We start from the raw sequence: 16164 nt of genomic DNA on the forward strand, positions 1-16164 counted from the left end.
ATGAAAAGTATTGTCGTTTTAGTTTCGGGAAACGGGACCAACTTACAAGCGATCATTGATGCTTGTGATTCTAAAATGCCCAATGGCAGGGTGACTGCTGTTTTTTCAAACAAAGCAGATGCTTATGCGCTGGAAAGAGCCAAAAAAGCAAATGCCGCGGCAATCTTTGTCGATCCGAAAGCCTTTGATACGCGTGATGCTTTTGACCGTTCATTGATGGAACAAATTGATGGATACGCACCAGATCTGATTATTCTGGCAGGTTATATGCGTATTCTGAGCGCAGAATTTGTTCGTCATTACATGGGAAAAATGATTAACATTCACCCATCGCTATTGCCGAAGTATCCCGGCCTGAATACCTATCAGAGAGCAATTCTTGCTGGGGATGAAGAACATGGCACCAGCGTTCACTTCGTCACAGAACAACTTGATGGCGGCCCAGTGATTCTACAAGCCCGGGTTCCAATCGATGATGATGATACGATTGAATCTCTGACCCGTAAGATTCAGGAGCAAGAACACCGGATCTACCCGCTGGTCGCACAATGGTTTGTTGAAGAGCGTGTCGAAATGCGTGATGGCAAAGCCTATCTTGATGGTGAGCCTCTGGGAATTTATGGCTATAAAGGCCACTCAGCCCGTTAACCCCCCATTTTCTCCACACTTTCAATGTTGAACAGGCGGCGCCATGGCGCTGCCTTTTTTATCTCTCTGTCTCATCCTTAAATCATACTTCACGCCAGTATGGAGCTGTCCATACTTATCCATCCGACATGTCTTTTGCTGATCCCCTTCCACAATCACGTTCACAATCGCGCTCACAATCGAGTCATTGCTGACACGTCACTGGAATAAATGCACCTATTTGCACAATAACAATGTAAAGACTATGGTTATTCGAATACACATAGACTGGAACATTAAATATGTTAGATATCAATACATTATTGTTAGATTTCCGAATTACGTCTTATTGCAATCTCGACTGTGATTTGTGCTTCAGAAACCCGGGTATTGAAGATCAATCAACCGAGAGTGCCTTAAACGTCTTAGACAAAATGTACCAAGTCGGATTTCGCCGGGTGGGCTTTACCGGAGGAGAGCCAACCACACGGAAAGATTTTCTAATCTTAATTGAACATGCCAAAAAACTCGGTTTTATGACTTATCTATCAACCGTTGGTCACCGCTTCATCATGGATCACGCGCGGTTAAATGGTGTGCTGGACTGGGTTGGTATGCCCATTGATGGTATAGAAAAACAGACCAACAGTGACATCCGAAGTGAGAAAATGGGAAACCAACATCGCGTGATCAAAGATATTCTCACTTGGTTGTCACAGACAAATAACACCATCAATATAAAGCTAACTACCGTTGTGTCGCAAACAAATGCCCATCAAATCTCTGATATTGTTCGTTGGGTAAATAGTTTCCCCTATAAAATCCAGTCTTGGCGATTTTATCAATTTTGTCCGCTCGGTGTGGGTAAGGAAAAACGAGATAAGTTGGAAATTGATACTGACTTATTTCTCAATACAATGAAACAGACAAAAAATGAATTTCCTGATCTGCCATTGAGTTGGGCGACATTTGAGGAACGGGACAAAGCCAATATCGTGATGGAGCCCAACTTTGATGTCATTATACCCGACGGAGAAAACTATACCTACCTGTGTAATATGGAGAAAGACTCACCAGAACAGATCATTCACCATATTTTTGGTCAATCTGAAATTATGGAAAAATGTGAAAACAATCGATTCTGGCTTGATGAAATGGAGTTTGTTTCATGAATAAACACCATCTCTACACGCCCCCCTGGACGGTCGGAGAACTGCCGGATGCACCGGATGCAAACCCATTATATATTGTTCTGTCCGGTAACTCCGGTGTGGGTAAAAGTACACTGCTCCGCGCTATCTCAACACATATTTATGAAAACAATCCTCAAACAATTGCGATTGATGAAAAGTCACTTCATCACCCATTATTACAAAACCTGTTTGATAAAACAGAAACGTATGGCTATCCATTACAGCTTAATTTTATGATCCAGCGAGTGCTTCTGGTTAAATCTTGGCTAGATAAAGGCGTTAATGTTATTATGGAACGCTCTCATATCGAGGATTATATATTTGCAAACTTTATGTATAAGCAAGGATATATATCCAGAGGACAACATCAAGCTTATCTGACTTTATGGCATGAACTCATGGATATAGTTCCCGATCCCGATGTGATTATTTATATGAATTTTCCGCCCGACTTTTCATTAAAAAATTTATTCAATGACGAGTTAAAAGGTATTCGTCCCCGAGAGTTTCCAGATGAAGCGACCAAACAACGGTGGATTCATGGCTGGGGAGAGGAATATCAATCATTGATTGATAACTTGCCGGCACATTTGCAAGATCGGGTGGTTGAATATAATCCGCAAATGACGATTGAAACCATTACCGATCTCGTTATCAATAAAATTCAAAATAAACAGGAGCCTTTATGCGACAGCGAACCATTGTTTGCCCCTTGATCACCAACAACGGGGATTACTTACTTTGTAAAATGGCAAATGATCGCGGTGTATTTCCCGGTCAGTGGGCGCTTCCCGGAGGTGGTATAGAACCGGGAGAAACAATGGAAGAGGCATTAAGACGTGAAATCAGAGAAGAGTTGGGCCCTGATTTAGAACTCACGCGGATCTCCCCTTGGAAATTTAGAGACGATACTCGGATCAAAACTTACCCGGACGGAACTCAAGAAGAAATCTATATGATTTATCTGATATTCGACTGTGAAAGTGCCAATCGACATATTGCAATTAACGACGAATTTCAGGAATTTAAATGGGCAACTTCTGAAGAACTCCAGACGCTTGATCTCAATGACGCAACAAAAGTGACCTTTGCACAAAAAGGGTTGCTGAAATAAATAGATCTGCTGAAAGAATGACAGAGGCTTGCAACATGGCAAGCCTCTTTTTTTATTCGAGCGGTTCCGTCGGAGCCTGAGAGCCGGGTTTATCTTCCGCAAACGGAATATCCGCTAACTGAGACTGATTGGTATCAATCAACTCTCCTTGATGGAAAATATTGTACTCTCCGGGCTTCATTCGATGCCACTGCTCGTTCAGTGTCAGTGGCTGAGTCGCAATCACTGTGACAATATCATTGGGTGTCGTCTCTTCCTGAAAATTAACTTCGACTTCCTCATCAATCAACGTTGCCTTACCAAAAGGAGACCGACGTGTAATTGAATAGAGATGATTGGTACAGTAGGTCATCACATGCTCACCATCCGTCAGCAGCATATTAAAAACCCCCAGTTGTCGAAGCTGGTCACACTGCGAAGCAATAAAACGACAGACTTCTATTGCATCATCGGGTGGTGTCGGATATTGATCATCCAGACGCTTTAACAACCAACAGAATGCCAGTTCACTGTCTGTTTCTCCCACAGGCCGATGATTGGCAGTATCAAGCGCCTTATAACCACTCAATTGTCCATTATGCGCGAATGTCCAGAAACGTCCCCAAAGCTCTCGCGTAAACGGATGGGTATTCTCCAAACTAACCCCACCACGATTTGCCTGACGAATATGGCTAATCACGGCCCGACTTTTGATTGGGTATTTCTGAACCAACTCAGCAATCGTGGACTGGTAGCCCGGCTTCGGGTCCTTGAATGTGCGAAACCCCTTCCCTTCATAAAACGTAATTCCCCAGCCGTCACGATGCGGGCCTGTTTTACCACTGCGCTGAATCCAGCCAGTAAAACTAAAACAGATATCGGTCGGAACATTAGCGCTCATGCCGAGCAATTCACACATAACCTACGCTCCCTTATTGAACCGGTAATTAAGCCATTTCTTTCTCGATCAACATAATCAGAATATGGATGATTTTGATATGAATTTCCTGAATACGATCAGCATAGCCGAAATGAGGAACCCGGATCTCAACATCAGCAACACCCGCCATTTTGCCACCATCTTTACCGGTTAAAGCAATACTTTTCATGCCTTTTGCTTTCGCCGCTTCAATGGCTTTCAGGATGTTACCGGAATTTCCCGAGGTCGAAAGCCCGAACAATACATCGCCTGTGGCACCGACAGCCTCGACATAGCGAGAAAATACAAATTCATAACCAAAATCATTACTGACGCACGACAGATGACTGGGATCTGAAATGGCAATGCCCGGATAGCCCGGTCGATTATCACGGTAACGTCCGGTCAGTTCTTCAGCAAAATGCATCGCATCACAATGGGAGCCACCGTTCCCACAAGAAAGCACTTTTCCACCCTGTTTAAAAGAATCTGCAATCAGCTTGGCAGCCGCCTCAATCTGAGCAATATTGTGCTCATCACTTAAAAACTTGTTTAGTACGTCGGCAGCTTCGTCCAGCTCGTTCTTAATTAAATCGTGGTACATAACTCAATTCTCTTTGATGTATGCTGAAATGGCACTCTTATGACAAGAGCGATACATATTTACCCGGATCACTCAGGAGATATTGGTGAAATGTTCCGGAGATAATCATGAGTTTACCCCAACAATTCATTCTGTCGAGCCTTGCCCTGTAAGAATGCTGTTTCTTCCCTCAGATCCAGTTCATCATCGCACCAAATCATCAGAAAGTGACTCACAACCCGATCTCCTTAACACTTTTGCAACATTACAACTGGTAAGACCTCTTCGATAGTTCTACGATAAAAGCATCTGAATCTCCCGATTAAGGAAAATAAGTATGAGTATTTTGCTCTCGATCGTCGTATTACTCGTGGTATGGGGAATCTGCGCCTATCATCGTCTCTCGATGGCATTGGGAACAGGAATACTTACTGCGTCACTCATTGTGTTAACGCTGCTTGGCCAAGTCGGTTTCACATTCTGGGTCATTTACGCACTGCTCCTTGCCTGCGTGACAGTCCCATCGATTCGGCAAAATCTAGTGACATCCCAAATCTTCACTCTCTTTAAACGCCAACTCCCAAAAATGTCCAAGACCGAAAAAGAGGCCTTAGATGCAGGAACCGTCTGGTGGGAGGCCGAGCTATTTCGAGGCAAACCCGACTGGCAACAACTTCATCGCTATCAAACACCTCAGCTGACCGAAGAAGAACGTGCATTTTTAGACGGCCCGGTGAATCAGGCCTGTGAAATGGTCAATGATTATCAGGTTTCTCATGAGCAGGCAGACTTGCCTCCTGAAATCTGGGAATATCTCAAAGAGCAGAAATTCTTTGCCATGATTATCAAGAAACAATATGGCGGCTTGGAATTTTCAGCCTACACACAATCACTGGTGCTTCAAAAGCTGGCAGGTGTCTCTGGTATCCTCGCGATTACGGTCGGTGTTCCAAACTCTTTGGGTCCCGGAGAATTATTGCAACATTACGGCACCGAGGATCAAAAAGACTATTATCTGCCTCGGCTGGCAACGGGTCAGGAGATTCCCTGTTTTGCGCTCACCAGCCCTGAAGCGGGTTCTGATGCCGGTTCGATTCCTGACTTTGGCGTGGTTTGTCAAGGGACATGGGAAGGGAAAGAAGTCCTCGGGATGCGTCTGACTTGGAATAAACGCTATATCACACTTGCCCCCGTAGCAACCGTATTAGGGTTAGCATTTAAATTACAAGACCCGGATCATTTACTCGGTGAAGAAGAAGATATTGGCATCACTTGTGCGCTGATTCCAACCGATATGGCTGGCGTGGAGATCGGTCGTCGTCACTTCCCGCTGAACATTCCATTCCAAAACGGCCCCACTCAGGGAAAAGACGTCTTTGTCCCGCTTGATTTCATCATCGGTGGGCCCAGTATGGCCGGCAACGGATGGCGCATGCTGGTTGAATGTCTGTCGGTTGGCCGCGGTATCACCCTGCCATCCAACTCAACCGGTGTCACCAAAACTACGGCAGTGACAACCGGAGCCTATGCAAGAATCCGTCGTCAGTTCAAGCAACCGATAGGAAAAATGGAAGGGATTGAGGAGCCACTGGCACGCTTAGGCGGAAATGCCTACCTCATGGATGCAGCCTGTCAACTTACCGTGACGGGTATCATGAACGGTGAAAAACCCTCGGTCATTTCAGCCATCGTCAAGTATCACTGTACCCACCGGGCTCAACAGTGCCTCAAAGATGCCATGGATATCACCGGTGGGAAAGGGATCTGCCTTGGTCCGTCGAATTTCCTTGCCAGAAACTATCAGGGCGCGCCCATCGCAATTACGGTCGAAGGCGCGAATATTCTGACCCGTTCGATGATTATCTTTGGCCAAGGCGCGATTCGCTGTCACCCTTATGTACTCAAAGAAATGGAACTGGCTCACTCTCAAAGTGATAACGCGATGGCACAGTTCGACCAGACGCTCAGTGCGCATATTGCTTACACCGTGAGTAATGCAGCACGCAGCTTTTGGCTTGGTCTCACCAATGGACTCGGGTCCGCGGCACCACATCATGATGAAACCCAACGTTACTACCAGAGACTCAACCGTTACAGTGCCAATCTCGCACTCATGGCCGACCTGACCATGCTGACTCTCGGGGGTAGCCTAAAACGCAAAGAACGCGTATCAGCCCGTCTGGGAGATTTGCTGAGTCAACTGTATTTGTCTTCAGCAACATTGAAACGCTATGACGATGAGGGCCGTCACACTGAAGATTTGGACTTGGTGCGCTGGGCGCTGGAAGATAGTCTGAAACAGACGGAGGTGGCATTGTCAGAATTACTCGACAACTACCCGTCTCCGGTCTTGGGTTATCTGCTCAAACGGATCCTCATGCCTTTTGGACGAGTTTGCCACGGTCCCAGCGATAAACTGGATCACCGGGTTGCGAAACTATTGCAATCTAACACAGCACCGAGAAACCGTCTGGGTCGTTATCAGTACTGGTATGCAAGCGACCATAATCCGGCGGGTCGGATTCATCAAACGCTGGATACGATTATCCAAGCAGAACCGATTTTTGATAAGATCTGTCAGCTGAAAAATAAACATTATCCATTTACCAATTTGGATCAACTGGCGAAAACAGCATTGGATGAACAACTGATTTCAAGCGACGAATCAGATTTACTGATCAAGGCAGAACAAGAGCGACTCTATGTGATTAATGTAGATGACTTTGCACCGGAAGCGTTAGCCGCCGGATCACCTGACCGTCCGAAACAGGGAAGAGCAAAGCGTAGCAATCGTAAAACAGCCAGTCCGGTACAAGAATCCTAAAATCAGAGAGACGAGAAAAAGCAGTGTCATCCCCATAAGCAGAATGCCAGTCAGTATCACTGACTGGCATTCTTTCATATCGATCTTGATATCAATAGCGTTCCACAAATCACTCAGGACATCATGATTACTTTTTCGGCATATCGAGCTGTAGTGACACTTCAGATTTTTTTGCTTTCATCTTGCGGACAACCATCCAGATAACGAGTCCCAGCATCAAAGCACCAATATTCCCTAGCACGATATAAATCAGCTTCCATTTTCTTGCTGACTCCCGCTGTTGCAGTATCTCTTCCTGCTGTTCCTGCTTAACTTTCTCCGCGAGGGCTTTCTTTTGCATAAGGCGCGTCTGCTCGATATTCACATCTTCCACGACACTATACGTATGTTCAGGGATAGGGAAAACAAGCGGCCGCTGAGAGTTGGCTTCAGTCGCATAGACTCGACCATTCCATTTAAAATTCCCCACTTCACCATCGTTAGGAATCGCCAGTTTAACGGTCAGCGATTCACTACCGGATTGGCCTTCGGCAGTAAAGTGGTCGTCATACCGATCCCAGTGATCGACATGTGCAATCAGCGACCCCGGTTTGATGGTACCTTCTAGCCCGGAAAACACTACTTGGTGGGGCTGGTCATCAACACGAGACTGAATAAAAGACGTGGTAATCGGGGACGGATAAACCAGCACTTCCTGTTCCTGCGCGCGTAAAAAGACACCATTCCCCGAGGTAATCCGTGCCCGATATCTTCCCGGCTCAGAGAAAATATTCAGTTTGACGGTGAATACACCATCGCCGGGTTTTTCATCAAGTCCCCGGCCATCATCGGCAAACTCACCGATCACATCTGGTGTCGGGCGCGCTTCTTTGACCAGTTGTGCTTCATTCTCGATGTATTTAGTAAAGGTCACTTTCAGTTTCACGCGATCCAAAAAATCACGAATCGTTAACGGCTTATCATCGGAAGTTAGTCTGGCGGTAAACTTAATATCTTCGCCCTGATATAACCGTAACGGGAGCTTATCGGTGGTCAACGCCAAATTTGAGATGAGTCTGATATTATTTTTGGGTGTCACTTTCCCCACCGCTTGCCAAGGGCCGGGCATAGGCTTATCAATCGAGATAATATCCATTGAAGGTTCCTGATACCAACGGACATTATCCGGATGCCGCCATGAATAGTATTTTGTACCATCAGGGCGAACTAACACCACAGGTCTCGAGGGTTTCTCACGATAAATGACGAAAGTAATCTGACTGATTGTCGGATCCACCCGAACGCGATTATCCAACAGAGACACCGGAGAATTTGTTGCAGCATAACTTCCCAGCGATACCCATAGCCCGATAAAGATCGTTAACACCCGCAACATATATATTCACTCTCCTACTGACGCCAAAGACAGCTGCCACTTTTTTCAACTAAATCTAAACGATCTTGATGTGCTTGTATTTCATCGGCAGTTGCGCTTAAAACCTTTAGTGATTTTCGTCCGGTGGTCACTCTGCGAATTGCTTCACCGCCATCCCCGGAGCTTTGTCCTGCCGAAAACTGCAATGAGGTTTGCCCACCGGTCATGAACAGATAAACGTCAGCAAGAATCTCCGCATCGAGCAAAGCGCCGTGCAATGTCCGATGTGAATTATCGATGCCATAGCGTTCACATAATACATCCAGATTATTCCGCTTACCGGGGAAAATCCGTTTGGCCATTGCCAGGGTATCGGTCACCTTGCAATACTGCTCCGTTTTGCCGATATTGTCGGCATTGAGCTTAGCAAATTCATAATCCATGAAGCCGACGTCAAACGGTGCGTTGTGAGCAACCAGTTCAGCCCCGCGAATAAATTCTAGAAAAGCAGCATGGACATCTTTGTATTCCGGTTTATCGACGAGAAATTCATCAGTAATACCGTGAATTTCAATCGCTTCTGGCTGAATTTGGCGATCCGGCTTGAGATAGACATGAAAATGTCTCCCGGTCAATTTACGATCGATGATTTCAACCGCACCGATCTCAACGATCCGATGTCCTTCATAGTGCGGACCACCATCTTGGTTCATACCTGTAGTTTCCGTATCGAGAACCACGATACGATGTATTTCAGAATTGTTGCTAGTATTCATTGGGATAACTGTGTCAGACTATATTGATTCAATCACTGTGGCTTATAGTATCAAATCATGGCGAAACAGGTGGAAATTTTCACAGATGGTTCTTGTCTCGGCAATCCGGGACCGGGCGGATATGGCATTGTTCTGCGTTATAAAAGCACTGAAAAAAATCTTTCTCAAGGCTTTCGGTTAACCACCAACAATCGAATGGAGATGATGGCGGCAGTTGTCGCACTGAAAAGTCTCAAACAACCCTGTCAAGTCATTCTGACAACGGACAGCCAGTACGTCCGACAAGGGATTACCCAGTGGATTCATAACTGGAAGAAGAAAGGCTGGAAAACCGCAGGTAACAAGCCCGTTAAAAATGCAGACTTATGGCAAGCACTGGATAAAGAAACCCAGCGTCATAACGTTGAATGGCATTGGGTCAAAGGCCATGCAGGTCACCGGGAAAATGAGATTTGCGATGAGTTGGCGCGTACAGCGGCTGAATCACCAACCGCTGATGATGAGGGATATCAACCATAATCGATTACTCAGAATGGGTACGGTAGTTGACCCGAACCGGGCTCAGCGGGCGTTTGAAACGCCAGTGCGGTTTAATCAGCTTCAGCGGATAAGTTCTTTTTCTGGCAACGATAAAGTACAGACTGCCGAAAGGACAACAGTAATCACTGATATTGTTTTCCAGCCAAGTCCAAAGAGGACGATAATTCTGGACCGGAAACAATGCATACCGTTCACATTCAAGCACTTGATAGTTCAAAACGCCGAGCCAGTCGCTGATACGGTTGGGCGTAAACATCCGCCCGCTCCACGGCAAATATTTCTTGCGCCACGGTAAGATACTCGCACATCCGGCCAGACTCATCGGATTGAATCCGGTCACAATCAGATAACCATCATCAACCATCACCCGATCGACTTCTCTGAGCATTCGGTGCGGATCGTTACAATAATCAAGCTGATGCGCCAAAATCACCACATCAATACTTTTTTCCAGAAAAGGTAAGTCATAACCATCTGCAATGAGTGTGTGCAATGGGTTTTCTACATCCAAATGGACTTGATGTTGAATATTTGAAAGACTACTGGCAAGCTCACAACTTAAACCGCCCAATTTCAGCATATGATAACCAAATAATCTCGGCCACCACTCATCTAACCGGGTTTGTATCGACTCACGAACCCATTGACCATTCTTCAATTGGTCCCAAGAGTGTGGCTTATCGATTTTTTTTTCACTGCGTGCCGGTTCCATGACTGCCCCGCTACAATAAGCTCAATAAAAAGAAAGTGAATGGAGATAACTCATGTTAAACATCAAAAGCATACCTGCATTTCGCGATAATTACATCTGGCTCATCCAAAATCGAGATCAACACTGCGTAGTTGTCGATCCCGGTGATGCTGGCGTTGTCATCGACTACCTGACATCCAATCATCTGACTTTAGATGCAATCCTCATTACACACCACCATGCCGATCATGTGGGTGGCATCAGTGAGCTTGTTCGCCACTGTCCTCATGTTCATGTTGTCGGTCCGGCCAATGAAGCTATCCCCGGCATCACTCATTCCGTCTCTGGTGGTGATCAAATTGAAGTTTTCGACCATATATTTCATATCATCGATCTAAAAGGTCATACACTGGGACATATTGGCTATTTGGGTGAATCCGAAGTTTTCTGTGGTGATACGTTGTTTTCTGCCGGATGTGGCCGCCTGTTTGAAGGGACTGCGGAAGAGATGTGGCAGTCATTACAGAAGTTAAGAGCTTTGCCAGAAGAGACTAAGGTTTACTGTGCCCATGAATATACAGCCAGTAATATTGCTTTTGCATTAGCCGTTGAGCCGGAAAATTCGGCACTACAGACATATCGCGATACCGTCAATCGCTTGCGTGCCCATCATCAACCCACCTTGCCAACAACGATTGGGCTAGAGAAACAAATTAACCCTTTTCTACGCCCGGAACAGGCTGAAGTGATCAAATCCGTCTCAGATAGGAACTCAGAGCTTGATCCACTCTCTGTTTTTACGGTATTACGTGAATGGAAAAATGATTTTTAACACATCCTCTCTTGTCATCGTTATCCTGAGACAAGTATCATCACGGGCTGTGTAAAAAGGGCTGTGATTAATTTATGAGAATACATATCAGTTGGGTGCTAATGCTGTTAGTCACCGGATGTCAAACCACCCAACCGTTTGAACAAACGAGTGCTTCCGAGTCGACAAACACTCCGTCTCCGGAACATTCGGAAAACGCAGCCGCAAAGCCGCCTGCAACGTTCCAGACGGCTGTCAAAGAACAGAAAAAAACACGAACCCCACAGGAACAAGCGGACTTGTGGCAACGCATGATTATGCAGTTCAGTCTGTCAGTACCGGATAAAGCATCTGTCAAACGGTATCGTGCTTGGTATCTCAGACATCCCAGACATTTAAAAACAGTCGCCCAAAGAGCAACACCGTTTCTCTATCTAATCACTGAAAAGATTGAACAGCGTCATCTACCACTAGAACTCGCGCTGCTCCCCGTCGTTGAAAGCTCATTCGACGCCTTTGCCTACTCTTATGGCAGAGCCGCCGGCTTATGGCAGTTTGTGCCTTCAACCGGAAAAATATATGGTCTGAAACAAAATTTTTGGTATGACGGACGCCGAGATGTTGATGCGGCAACCGACGCAGCGTTAGATTACCTTTCCTATCTCAACAAGAAATTCAATGGCAATTGGAATCATGCGATTGCGGCCTACAATAGTGGCAGTGGCCGAGTCTCATCCGCGATTCGCAGAAACAAAAGAAAAGGGCTGCCAACCGACTTTTTCTCATTAGATTTACCGAAAGAGACCAGTAGTTATGTCCCTAAATTGCTGGCATTGGTCGATGTCATTGCCCATCATCAACAATACGGTATTGAGCTTCCACCGATTACGAACCAACCCGTATTAGCTCGCGTTGATCCCCAGAAGCAGCTCGATCTTGCCGTTGCAGCAAAGTATGCCGGTATCAGTGTCAGGGAACTGCAGAGCTATAATCCAGCGTTCAATCAATGGGCGACGTCACCGAATGGTCCATATCAGTTACTGCTCCCTGTCGATAAAGTCAGCGCATTTGAACAGGCAATCGAGGCCGATAACGGAAAAGGACTGAAACTGATCCGTTATCAGGTTAAGTCCGGGGATGTACTAAGTACCATTGCTCAAAAATACAATACGACCACGAAAGTCATTCAAACCGTGAATCATCTGAATGGGATGTTGATTCGTGTCGGACAGTATCTGATGATTCCAACCTCAGTCAAAGACGAAAAAGCTTATACACTCAGTATGAGTAATCGACTGGCGAAAATTCAGTCCAGAGTCAGAGGGCAATATAAGATGACTCATCGTGTTCGCTCAGGGGAGAGTTTATGGACAATAGCCAAACACTACCATGTTTCTCATCGGTCTCTGGCAAAATGGAATGGGATGAGCCCGAAAGATCCGCTCAAAATTGGCAAATCTCTGGTGATCTGGAAAAAAGCCAGCAATGGCGCCATCATCCGAACCTTATTTTACAAGGTTCGCAATGGTGATACCCTCAGTGGCATTGCCAATAAATTCAGAATCAGAACATCCGATATCATCAAATGGAATAGCCTGATGGGAGAAAAATACCTCCAACCCGGCCAACAGTTGAAACTATATGTCGATGTAACCAAAGTCAGCGTTTAAGCACAACAACCGCTTTACCGGAAATTCCATGACTCCGGTAAAGCGGCTTTGCATTGCATTACAGCCAACAAACACTAGTTCGAGAAAAATAGACTACTGCGGTAAAGAGAAAGAGACCTCAATCGGATTATGATCCGAAGCGGTTGTCTGTACCACGCTGGCCTGATTCAGAATTAGCCCACGGTAAAATACATGATCCAGCGGATGAGACAGAAACTGTTTACGCTGGTCATGAGTAAAGTCCACTTCCTGCATCGATAATGAGGCCATCAGCTGATTGACCAGTTGAATCCTCGCATCACTCCAGCTGTTGAAATCACCGGCAAACAAGATTGGGCCCTGATGAGAAGCTAGCGTCCGCGTTAGCTGCTGCAACTGCTCCTGAAACGCGTCTATCCCAAGAGAAAAATTAATGGCATGGACATTCACCACTGCCAACGTCTGTGCCAGAGGTTGACTTAACTGATAATAGGCAACCAAGGCCGATTTAGGCAGACGAATCAACGGCTCATCAGCGGTATAAGCACAAGCGGAAATGGGGAGTGGCCTCGCAATATTCATCACCCCAGCAGCCTTATTGAAGACCGAGAATGCACGGACCTGTAATGCCGACAGATTTTGTTGCATTAACCACTGATACAATGGCGAACCGAAACTTGACTCCTGAAGTAAGATCAGTTGTTTGTGTTGACTATATTCGGTCAGTGCCGGTTCCCAATCCGAGCGATTCTCTTTATAGATATTCCAAACCAAAACATTCAACGCCCCTTGCTCGTCAATCGCAACAGCCGTGTGACGATTCTGATAGCATTGCCCGTCAACTGCCGGAGTAGATGAGATTGAAGGGACCAATGACATCAGTTGTGGTGAGTCAGGGACTTGAACAACAATCGTCGCGCCTACTCCAGAAAGGAGTAACAAGACAGCAAGGATGATCGCCAATCTTTTTTTCATGGTGTATTTTCCGGGAAATAATCAAAGCATAAAATGGCAGGAATAAATCAGTCGTTCATGAAAGATGTCATGAACTAAAGAAGGAGCCGATGGCTCCTTCTTTCATTCGGTTAGATCGCGTCTTCGTCTTCTTCACCAGTGCGGATCCGAATCACTCGCTCAACATCAGTGATAAATATTTTGCCATCGCCAATTTTTCCGGTTTGTGCCGTTTCAATAATGGCATCAACACACTTATCAACAACATCACTGGATACAACGATTTCCAGCTTCACTTTCGGCAAAAAATCCACCATATATTCAGCGCCACGATATAACTCAGTGTGACCTTTCTGACGACCAAATCCTTTGACCTCTGACACGGTCATCCCCGTAATTCCGACATCGGCAAGCGCTTCCCGAACATCATCGAGTTTGAACGGCTTAATAATAGCTTCTATTTTTTTCATGTTCATCCTTTAAACTTTATGGGTTACAGGCATTATCAATGACCAGAAGAAAACATTCAACAATCCCTCAACTGACAAGCAATCATCGCGCCAGTATGAAATGAATGGATTAATCATATATTGTTGGCATCATCCAAACCTGCACCTGAAATTCGATTCATCCGAACCAACTTCAAACTAGCACAATGAGAGACTTGTGCAATACCATCCAACAGCATGACCTCATCCGTGACTCTTTGTGTCGGTTCAGACATCCCAGTTTTGACATTGATGTGCCAGTGCTGATGTGTCAGTGCTCCAAATCAGCTCATAGTCTGAACCAGAAAAGTGCTCATCGACAAATAAGCCCGCCACAGCTATCACCTGCTGCCCGCAGAGCAGAATCGGCATTCTCCGCCGTTGCCAACTCGGAATTCGGTATTCTTGAAACAGCTTCTTCAATTTGTGTCGCCCTTTTCGCCCAACGGGAGAAGCGACCAGTCCTTCAGGATTAAAGCTCACCCAAAGTGGCATCGACAGACAACGTTTATCCAGTCCAAACTCAACTTGTTTTTCCGTCGCGCACTCAGTTAATAAAGCACCCTTGGCTAATGTTAGTGTGCCCAGTCCATCAGGAAGTTCAACCGGATGATTGAATTTTATCTGGCATTGCCAGTCACTGATATCCGCATAAACCGGAATATAATGGAGATAACCGGCAAAGCGACGCACTTCATGATTGCCGATACGACAGCGCGGATTGGCATCTGATTTGGCCTGCAAGACTTGATGACTGATATGTTCAAGCTGAACCCGGCTTGGCATCTGATGGCCGAACTGATGGAACCACATTCGTAATATCTGTGCCCGTACGGCTTCTCCACAATCTAATAGGCAACGAACCGACAAACGATTGTCCGGCTGTAACGCAGCCTGAAAACGCTCTTGGAGTAACTCATTCAGTAAGGCTTCTTGACTGGCGCACAACTCGGCACTGCGTTGTACTGCTTGCGGGAAATGGGGCCAGCGCTCGACCAACAAGGGCATCACCTCGTGGCGAAGAAAATTCCGGTCAAAGCGAGTATCCTGATTACTCTCATCTTCAACCCAGCTTAATTGATGCGTATTGGCATATGCCTCAATCTCTGCTCTGGCGCAATGCAATAACGGACGGATCAACCGCCCCTGATGAAATGGCATCGATGCCGCCATCCCCGATAACCCTTTCGGGCCACTTCCCCGCTTGAGAGCCAGCAGAAAGGTTTCCAGTTGATCATCACGATGTTGTCCGGTCAGTAGCAGATCCCCCTCATCGATATAATGCTCTAATGCCTGATATCTTGCCTGACGGGCAGCCGCTTCCAAACCTTTACCTTGAGTATCGCACTGGATATATGCCACCTGAAAAGGCAGCCCTTCTTCAGCACACCACTCGCGGCAACGTTCAACCCATCGTTCAGCAAATGAGCTCAGTCCGTGATGGACATGCACCGCCATCGCCGGACATTGCTTATCCCGCACATAGCGAGCCAATAGGTGAAGCAAGACACGCGAATCAATACCGCCACTCAATGCCAGAATACATCGAGCCTGCGGTGATTGAATATGGGTGGTCATAAACTGAGAAAAATCGTGATAAAGCATCGAGGTCGCATTTCAAAAAATCGCTGGAGGATGTCAGTTTACCTTGGCCCTTTGCTG

The 16164-nt window shown here is 46.1% G+C and carries 17 protein-coding genes; 8 read left to right on the forward strand and 9 right to left on the reverse strand.

The window, feature by feature from the left end; genetic code table 11:
• The 4 genes from purN to nudI all read left to right on the forward strand — a co-directional run bounded on the left by purN (position 1) and on the right by nudI (position 2934).
• Positions 1 to 648: a phosphoribosylglycinamide formyltransferase gene (gene purN / locus OCU60_RS13195; protein WP_074371666.1), complete on the forward strand. Its 648-nt coding sequence runs from the start codon at positions 1 to 3 to the stop codon at positions 646 to 648.
• A 281-nt stretch (positions 649 to 929) separates the two neighbouring features.
• The gene (locus OCU60_RS13200; RefSeq protein ID WP_074371667.1) at positions 930 to 1799 is read left to right on the forward strand and encodes a radical SAM protein; all 870 of its coding nucleotides are present in this window, start codon (positions 930 to 932) and stop codon (positions 1797 to 1799) included.
• The gene (locus OCU60_RS13205; protein ID WP_074371668.1) at positions 1796 to 2536 is read left to right on the forward strand and encodes a deoxynucleoside kinase; all 741 of its coding nucleotides are present in this window, start codon (positions 1796 to 1798) and stop codon (positions 2534 to 2536) included. Before OCU60_RS13200 ends, OCU60_RS13205 begins: the two co-directional genes overlap by 4 nt.
• Complete coding sequence (gene nudI / locus OCU60_RS13210; RefSeq protein ID WP_074371669.1) at positions 2506 to 2934, forward strand: nucleoside triphosphatase NudI; 429 nt, start codon at positions 2506 to 2508, stop codon at positions 2932 to 2934. The genes OCU60_RS13205 and nudI overlap by 31 nt, the downstream gene beginning before the upstream one ends.
• Before the next feature lie 52 nt (positions 2935 to 2986).
• Here the strand turns inward: nudI and OCU60_RS13215 are convergent, their stop codons facing one another.
• Together OCU60_RS13215 and lpcA are read right to left on the reverse strand one after the other, a co-directional pair.
• Positions 2987 to 3832, reverse strand: a complete 846-nt coding sequence (locus tag OCU60_RS13215; protein ID WP_074371670.1) for a class II glutamine amidotransferase — start codon at positions 3830 to 3832, stop codon at positions 2987 to 2989.
• Positions 3833 to 3860: 28 nt separating this feature from the next.
• Positions 3861 to 4436, reverse strand: coding sequence for a D-sedoheptulose 7-phosphate isomerase (lpcA, locus tag OCU60_RS13220; RefSeq protein WP_074371671.1), 576 nt, complete (start codon positions 4434 to 4436; stop codon positions 3861 to 3863).
• Positions 4437 to 4752: 316 nt separating this feature from the next.
• Between lpcA and fadE the strand changes: the two genes are divergently transcribed.
• Positions 4753 to 7239 (forward strand): acyl-CoA dehydrogenase FadE, encoded by a 2487-nt coding sequence (gene fadE / locus OCU60_RS13225; protein ID WP_074371672.1) that lies wholly within the window; start codon positions 4753 to 4755, stop codon positions 7237 to 7239.
• Positions 7240 to 7366: 127 nt separating this feature from the next.
• On the opposite strand, the gene OCU60_RS13230 is transcribed toward fadE, so the two are convergent.
• Positions 7367 to 8614 carry a TIGR03503 family protein gene (locus tag OCU60_RS13230; RefSeq protein WP_074371673.1) on the reverse strand — a complete coding sequence of 416 codons (1248 nt, stop codon included), beginning with the start codon at positions 8612 to 8614 and terminating at the stop codon, positions 7367 to 7369.
• 14 nt (positions 8615 to 8628) lie between these two features.
• On the reverse strand, positions 8629 to 9369 hold the full coding sequence (gene dnaQ / locus OCU60_RS13235; protein ID WP_074371674.1) for a DNA polymerase III subunit epsilon: 741 nt from the start codon (positions 9367 to 9369) through the stop codon (positions 8629 to 8631).
• Between the two features lie 57 nt (positions 9370 to 9426).
• On the opposite strand from dnaQ, the gene rnhA reads away from it, so the two are divergent.
• A complete protein-coding gene (gene rnhA / locus OCU60_RS13240) occupies positions 9427 to 9888 on the forward strand; it encodes a ribonuclease HI (protein ID WP_074371675.1) in 462 nt (153 codons plus the stop codon).
• A gap of 4 nt (positions 9889 to 9892) precedes the next feature.
• Here the strand turns inward: rnhA and OCU60_RS13245 are convergent, their stop codons facing one another.
• Positions 9893 to 10621, reverse strand: a complete 729-nt coding sequence (locus OCU60_RS13245) for a class I SAM-dependent methyltransferase (RefSeq protein ID WP_074371676.1) — start codon at positions 10619 to 10621, stop codon at positions 9893 to 9895.
• Positions 10622 to 10673: 52 nt separating this feature from the next.
• Here OCU60_RS13245 and gloB point away from each other — a divergent pair, with 52 nt between their 5' ends.
• A complete protein-coding gene (gloB, locus tag OCU60_RS13250; protein ID WP_074371677.1) occupies positions 10674 to 11432 on the forward strand; it encodes a hydroxyacylglutathione hydrolase in 759 nt (252 codons plus the stop codon).
• Between the two features lie 74 nt (positions 11433 to 11506).
• Positions 11507 to 13081 carry a lytic transglycosylase gene (locus OCU60_RS13255; protein WP_074371678.1) on the forward strand — a complete coding sequence of 525 codons (1575 nt, stop codon included), beginning with the start codon at positions 11507 to 11509 and terminating at the stop codon, positions 13079 to 13081.
• A 93-nt stretch (positions 13082 to 13174) separates the two neighbouring features.
• Here the strand turns inward: OCU60_RS13255 and OCU60_RS13260 are convergent, their stop codons facing one another.
• The 4 genes from OCU60_RS13260 to tilS form a co-directional block, all read right to left on the reverse strand.
• On the reverse strand, positions 13175 to 14035 hold the full coding sequence (locus tag OCU60_RS13260; protein WP_074371679.1) for an endonuclease/exonuclease/phosphatase family protein: 861 nt from the start codon (positions 14033 to 14035) through the stop codon (positions 13175 to 13177).
• Positions 14036 to 14145: 110 nt separating this feature from the next.
• A complete protein-coding gene (glnB, locus tag OCU60_RS13265) occupies positions 14146 to 14484 on the reverse strand; it encodes a nitrogen regulatory protein P-II (protein WP_038183495.1) in 339 nt (112 codons plus the stop codon).
• 113 nt (positions 14485 to 14597) lie between these two features.
• On the reverse strand, positions 14598 to 14738 hold the full coding sequence (locus OCU60_RS13270) for a hypothetical protein (protein WP_159439440.1): 141 nt from the start codon (positions 14736 to 14738) through the stop codon (positions 14598 to 14600).
• On the reverse strand, positions 14731 to 16107 hold the full coding sequence (gene tilS / locus OCU60_RS13275; protein ID WP_074371680.1) for a tRNA lysidine(34) synthetase TilS: 1377 nt from the start codon (positions 16105 to 16107) through the stop codon (positions 14731 to 14733). The genes OCU60_RS13270 and tilS overlap by 8 nt, the downstream gene beginning before the upstream one ends.
• Positions 16108 to 16164: the final 57 nt, after the last annotated feature.

The sequence above is a fragment of the Vibrio spartinae genome (assembly GCF_024347135.1).
Lineage (GTDB): Bacteria > Pseudomonadota > Gammaproteobacteria > Enterobacterales > Vibrionaceae > Vibrio > Vibrio spartinae.

Excerpts from the sequence above, each read along its gene's own strand:
- tilS (WP_074371680.1), bottom strand. The coding sequence starts at position 16,107 with ATGCTTTATCACGATTTTTCTCAGTTTATGACCACCCATATTCAATCA.
- OCU60_RS13215 (WP_074371670.1), bottom strand. The coding sequence starts at position 3,832 with ATGTGTGAATTGCTCGGCATGAGCGCTAATGTTCCGACCGATATCTGT.
- gloB (WP_074371677.1), top strand. The coding sequence starts at position 10,674 with ATGTTAAACATCAAAAGCATACCTGCATTTCGCGATAATTACATCTGG.
- OCU60_RS13230 (WP_074371673.1), bottom strand. The coding sequence starts at position 8,614 with ATGTTGCGGGTGTTAACGATCTTTATCGGGCTATGGGTATCGCTGGGA.
- dnaQ (WP_074371674.1), bottom strand. The coding sequence starts at position 9,369 with ATGAATACTAGCAACAATTCTGAAATACATCGTATCGTGGTTCTCGAT.
- OCU60_RS13270 (WP_159439440.1), bottom strand. The coding sequence starts at position 14,738 with ATGTCTGAACCGACACAAAGAGTCACGGATGAGGTCATGCTGTTGGAT.
- purN (WP_074371666.1), top strand. The coding sequence starts at position 1 with ATGAAAAGTATTGTCGTTTTAGTTTCGGGAAACGGGACCAACTTACAA.
- OCU60_RS13245 (WP_074371676.1), bottom strand. The coding sequence starts at position 10,621 with ATGGAACCGGCACGCAGTGAAAAAAAAATCGATAAGCCACACTCTTGG.
- OCU60_RS13260 (WP_074371679.1), bottom strand. The coding sequence starts at position 14,035 with ATGAAAAAAAGATTGGCGATCATCCTTGCTGTCTTGTTACTCCTTTCT.
- fadE (WP_074371672.1), top strand. The coding sequence starts at position 4,753 with ATGAGTATTTTGCTCTCGATCGTCGTATTACTCGTGGTATGGGGAATC.
- glnB (WP_038183495.1), bottom strand. The coding sequence starts at position 14,484 with ATGAAAAAAATAGAAGCTATTATTAAGCCGTTCAAACTCGATGATGTT.
- nudI (WP_074371669.1), top strand. The coding sequence starts at position 2,506 with ATGCGACAGCGAACCATTGTTTGCCCCTTGATCACCAACAACGGGGAT.
- OCU60_RS13200 (WP_074371667.1), top strand. The coding sequence starts at position 930 with ATGTTAGATATCAATACATTATTGTTAGATTTCCGAATTACGTCTTAT.
- OCU60_RS13255 (WP_074371678.1), top strand. The coding sequence starts at position 11,507 with ATGAGAATACATATCAGTTGGGTGCTAATGCTGTTAGTCACCGGATGT.
- rnhA (WP_074371675.1), top strand. The coding sequence starts at position 9,427 with ATGGCGAAACAGGTGGAAATTTTCACAGATGGTTCTTGTCTCGGCAAT.
- OCU60_RS13205 (WP_074371668.1), top strand. The coding sequence starts at position 1,796 with ATGAATAAACACCATCTCTACACGCCCCCCTGGACGGTCGGAGAACTG.
- lpcA (WP_074371671.1), bottom strand. The coding sequence starts at position 4,436 with ATGTACCACGATTTAATTAAGAACGAGCTGGACGAAGCTGCCGACGTA.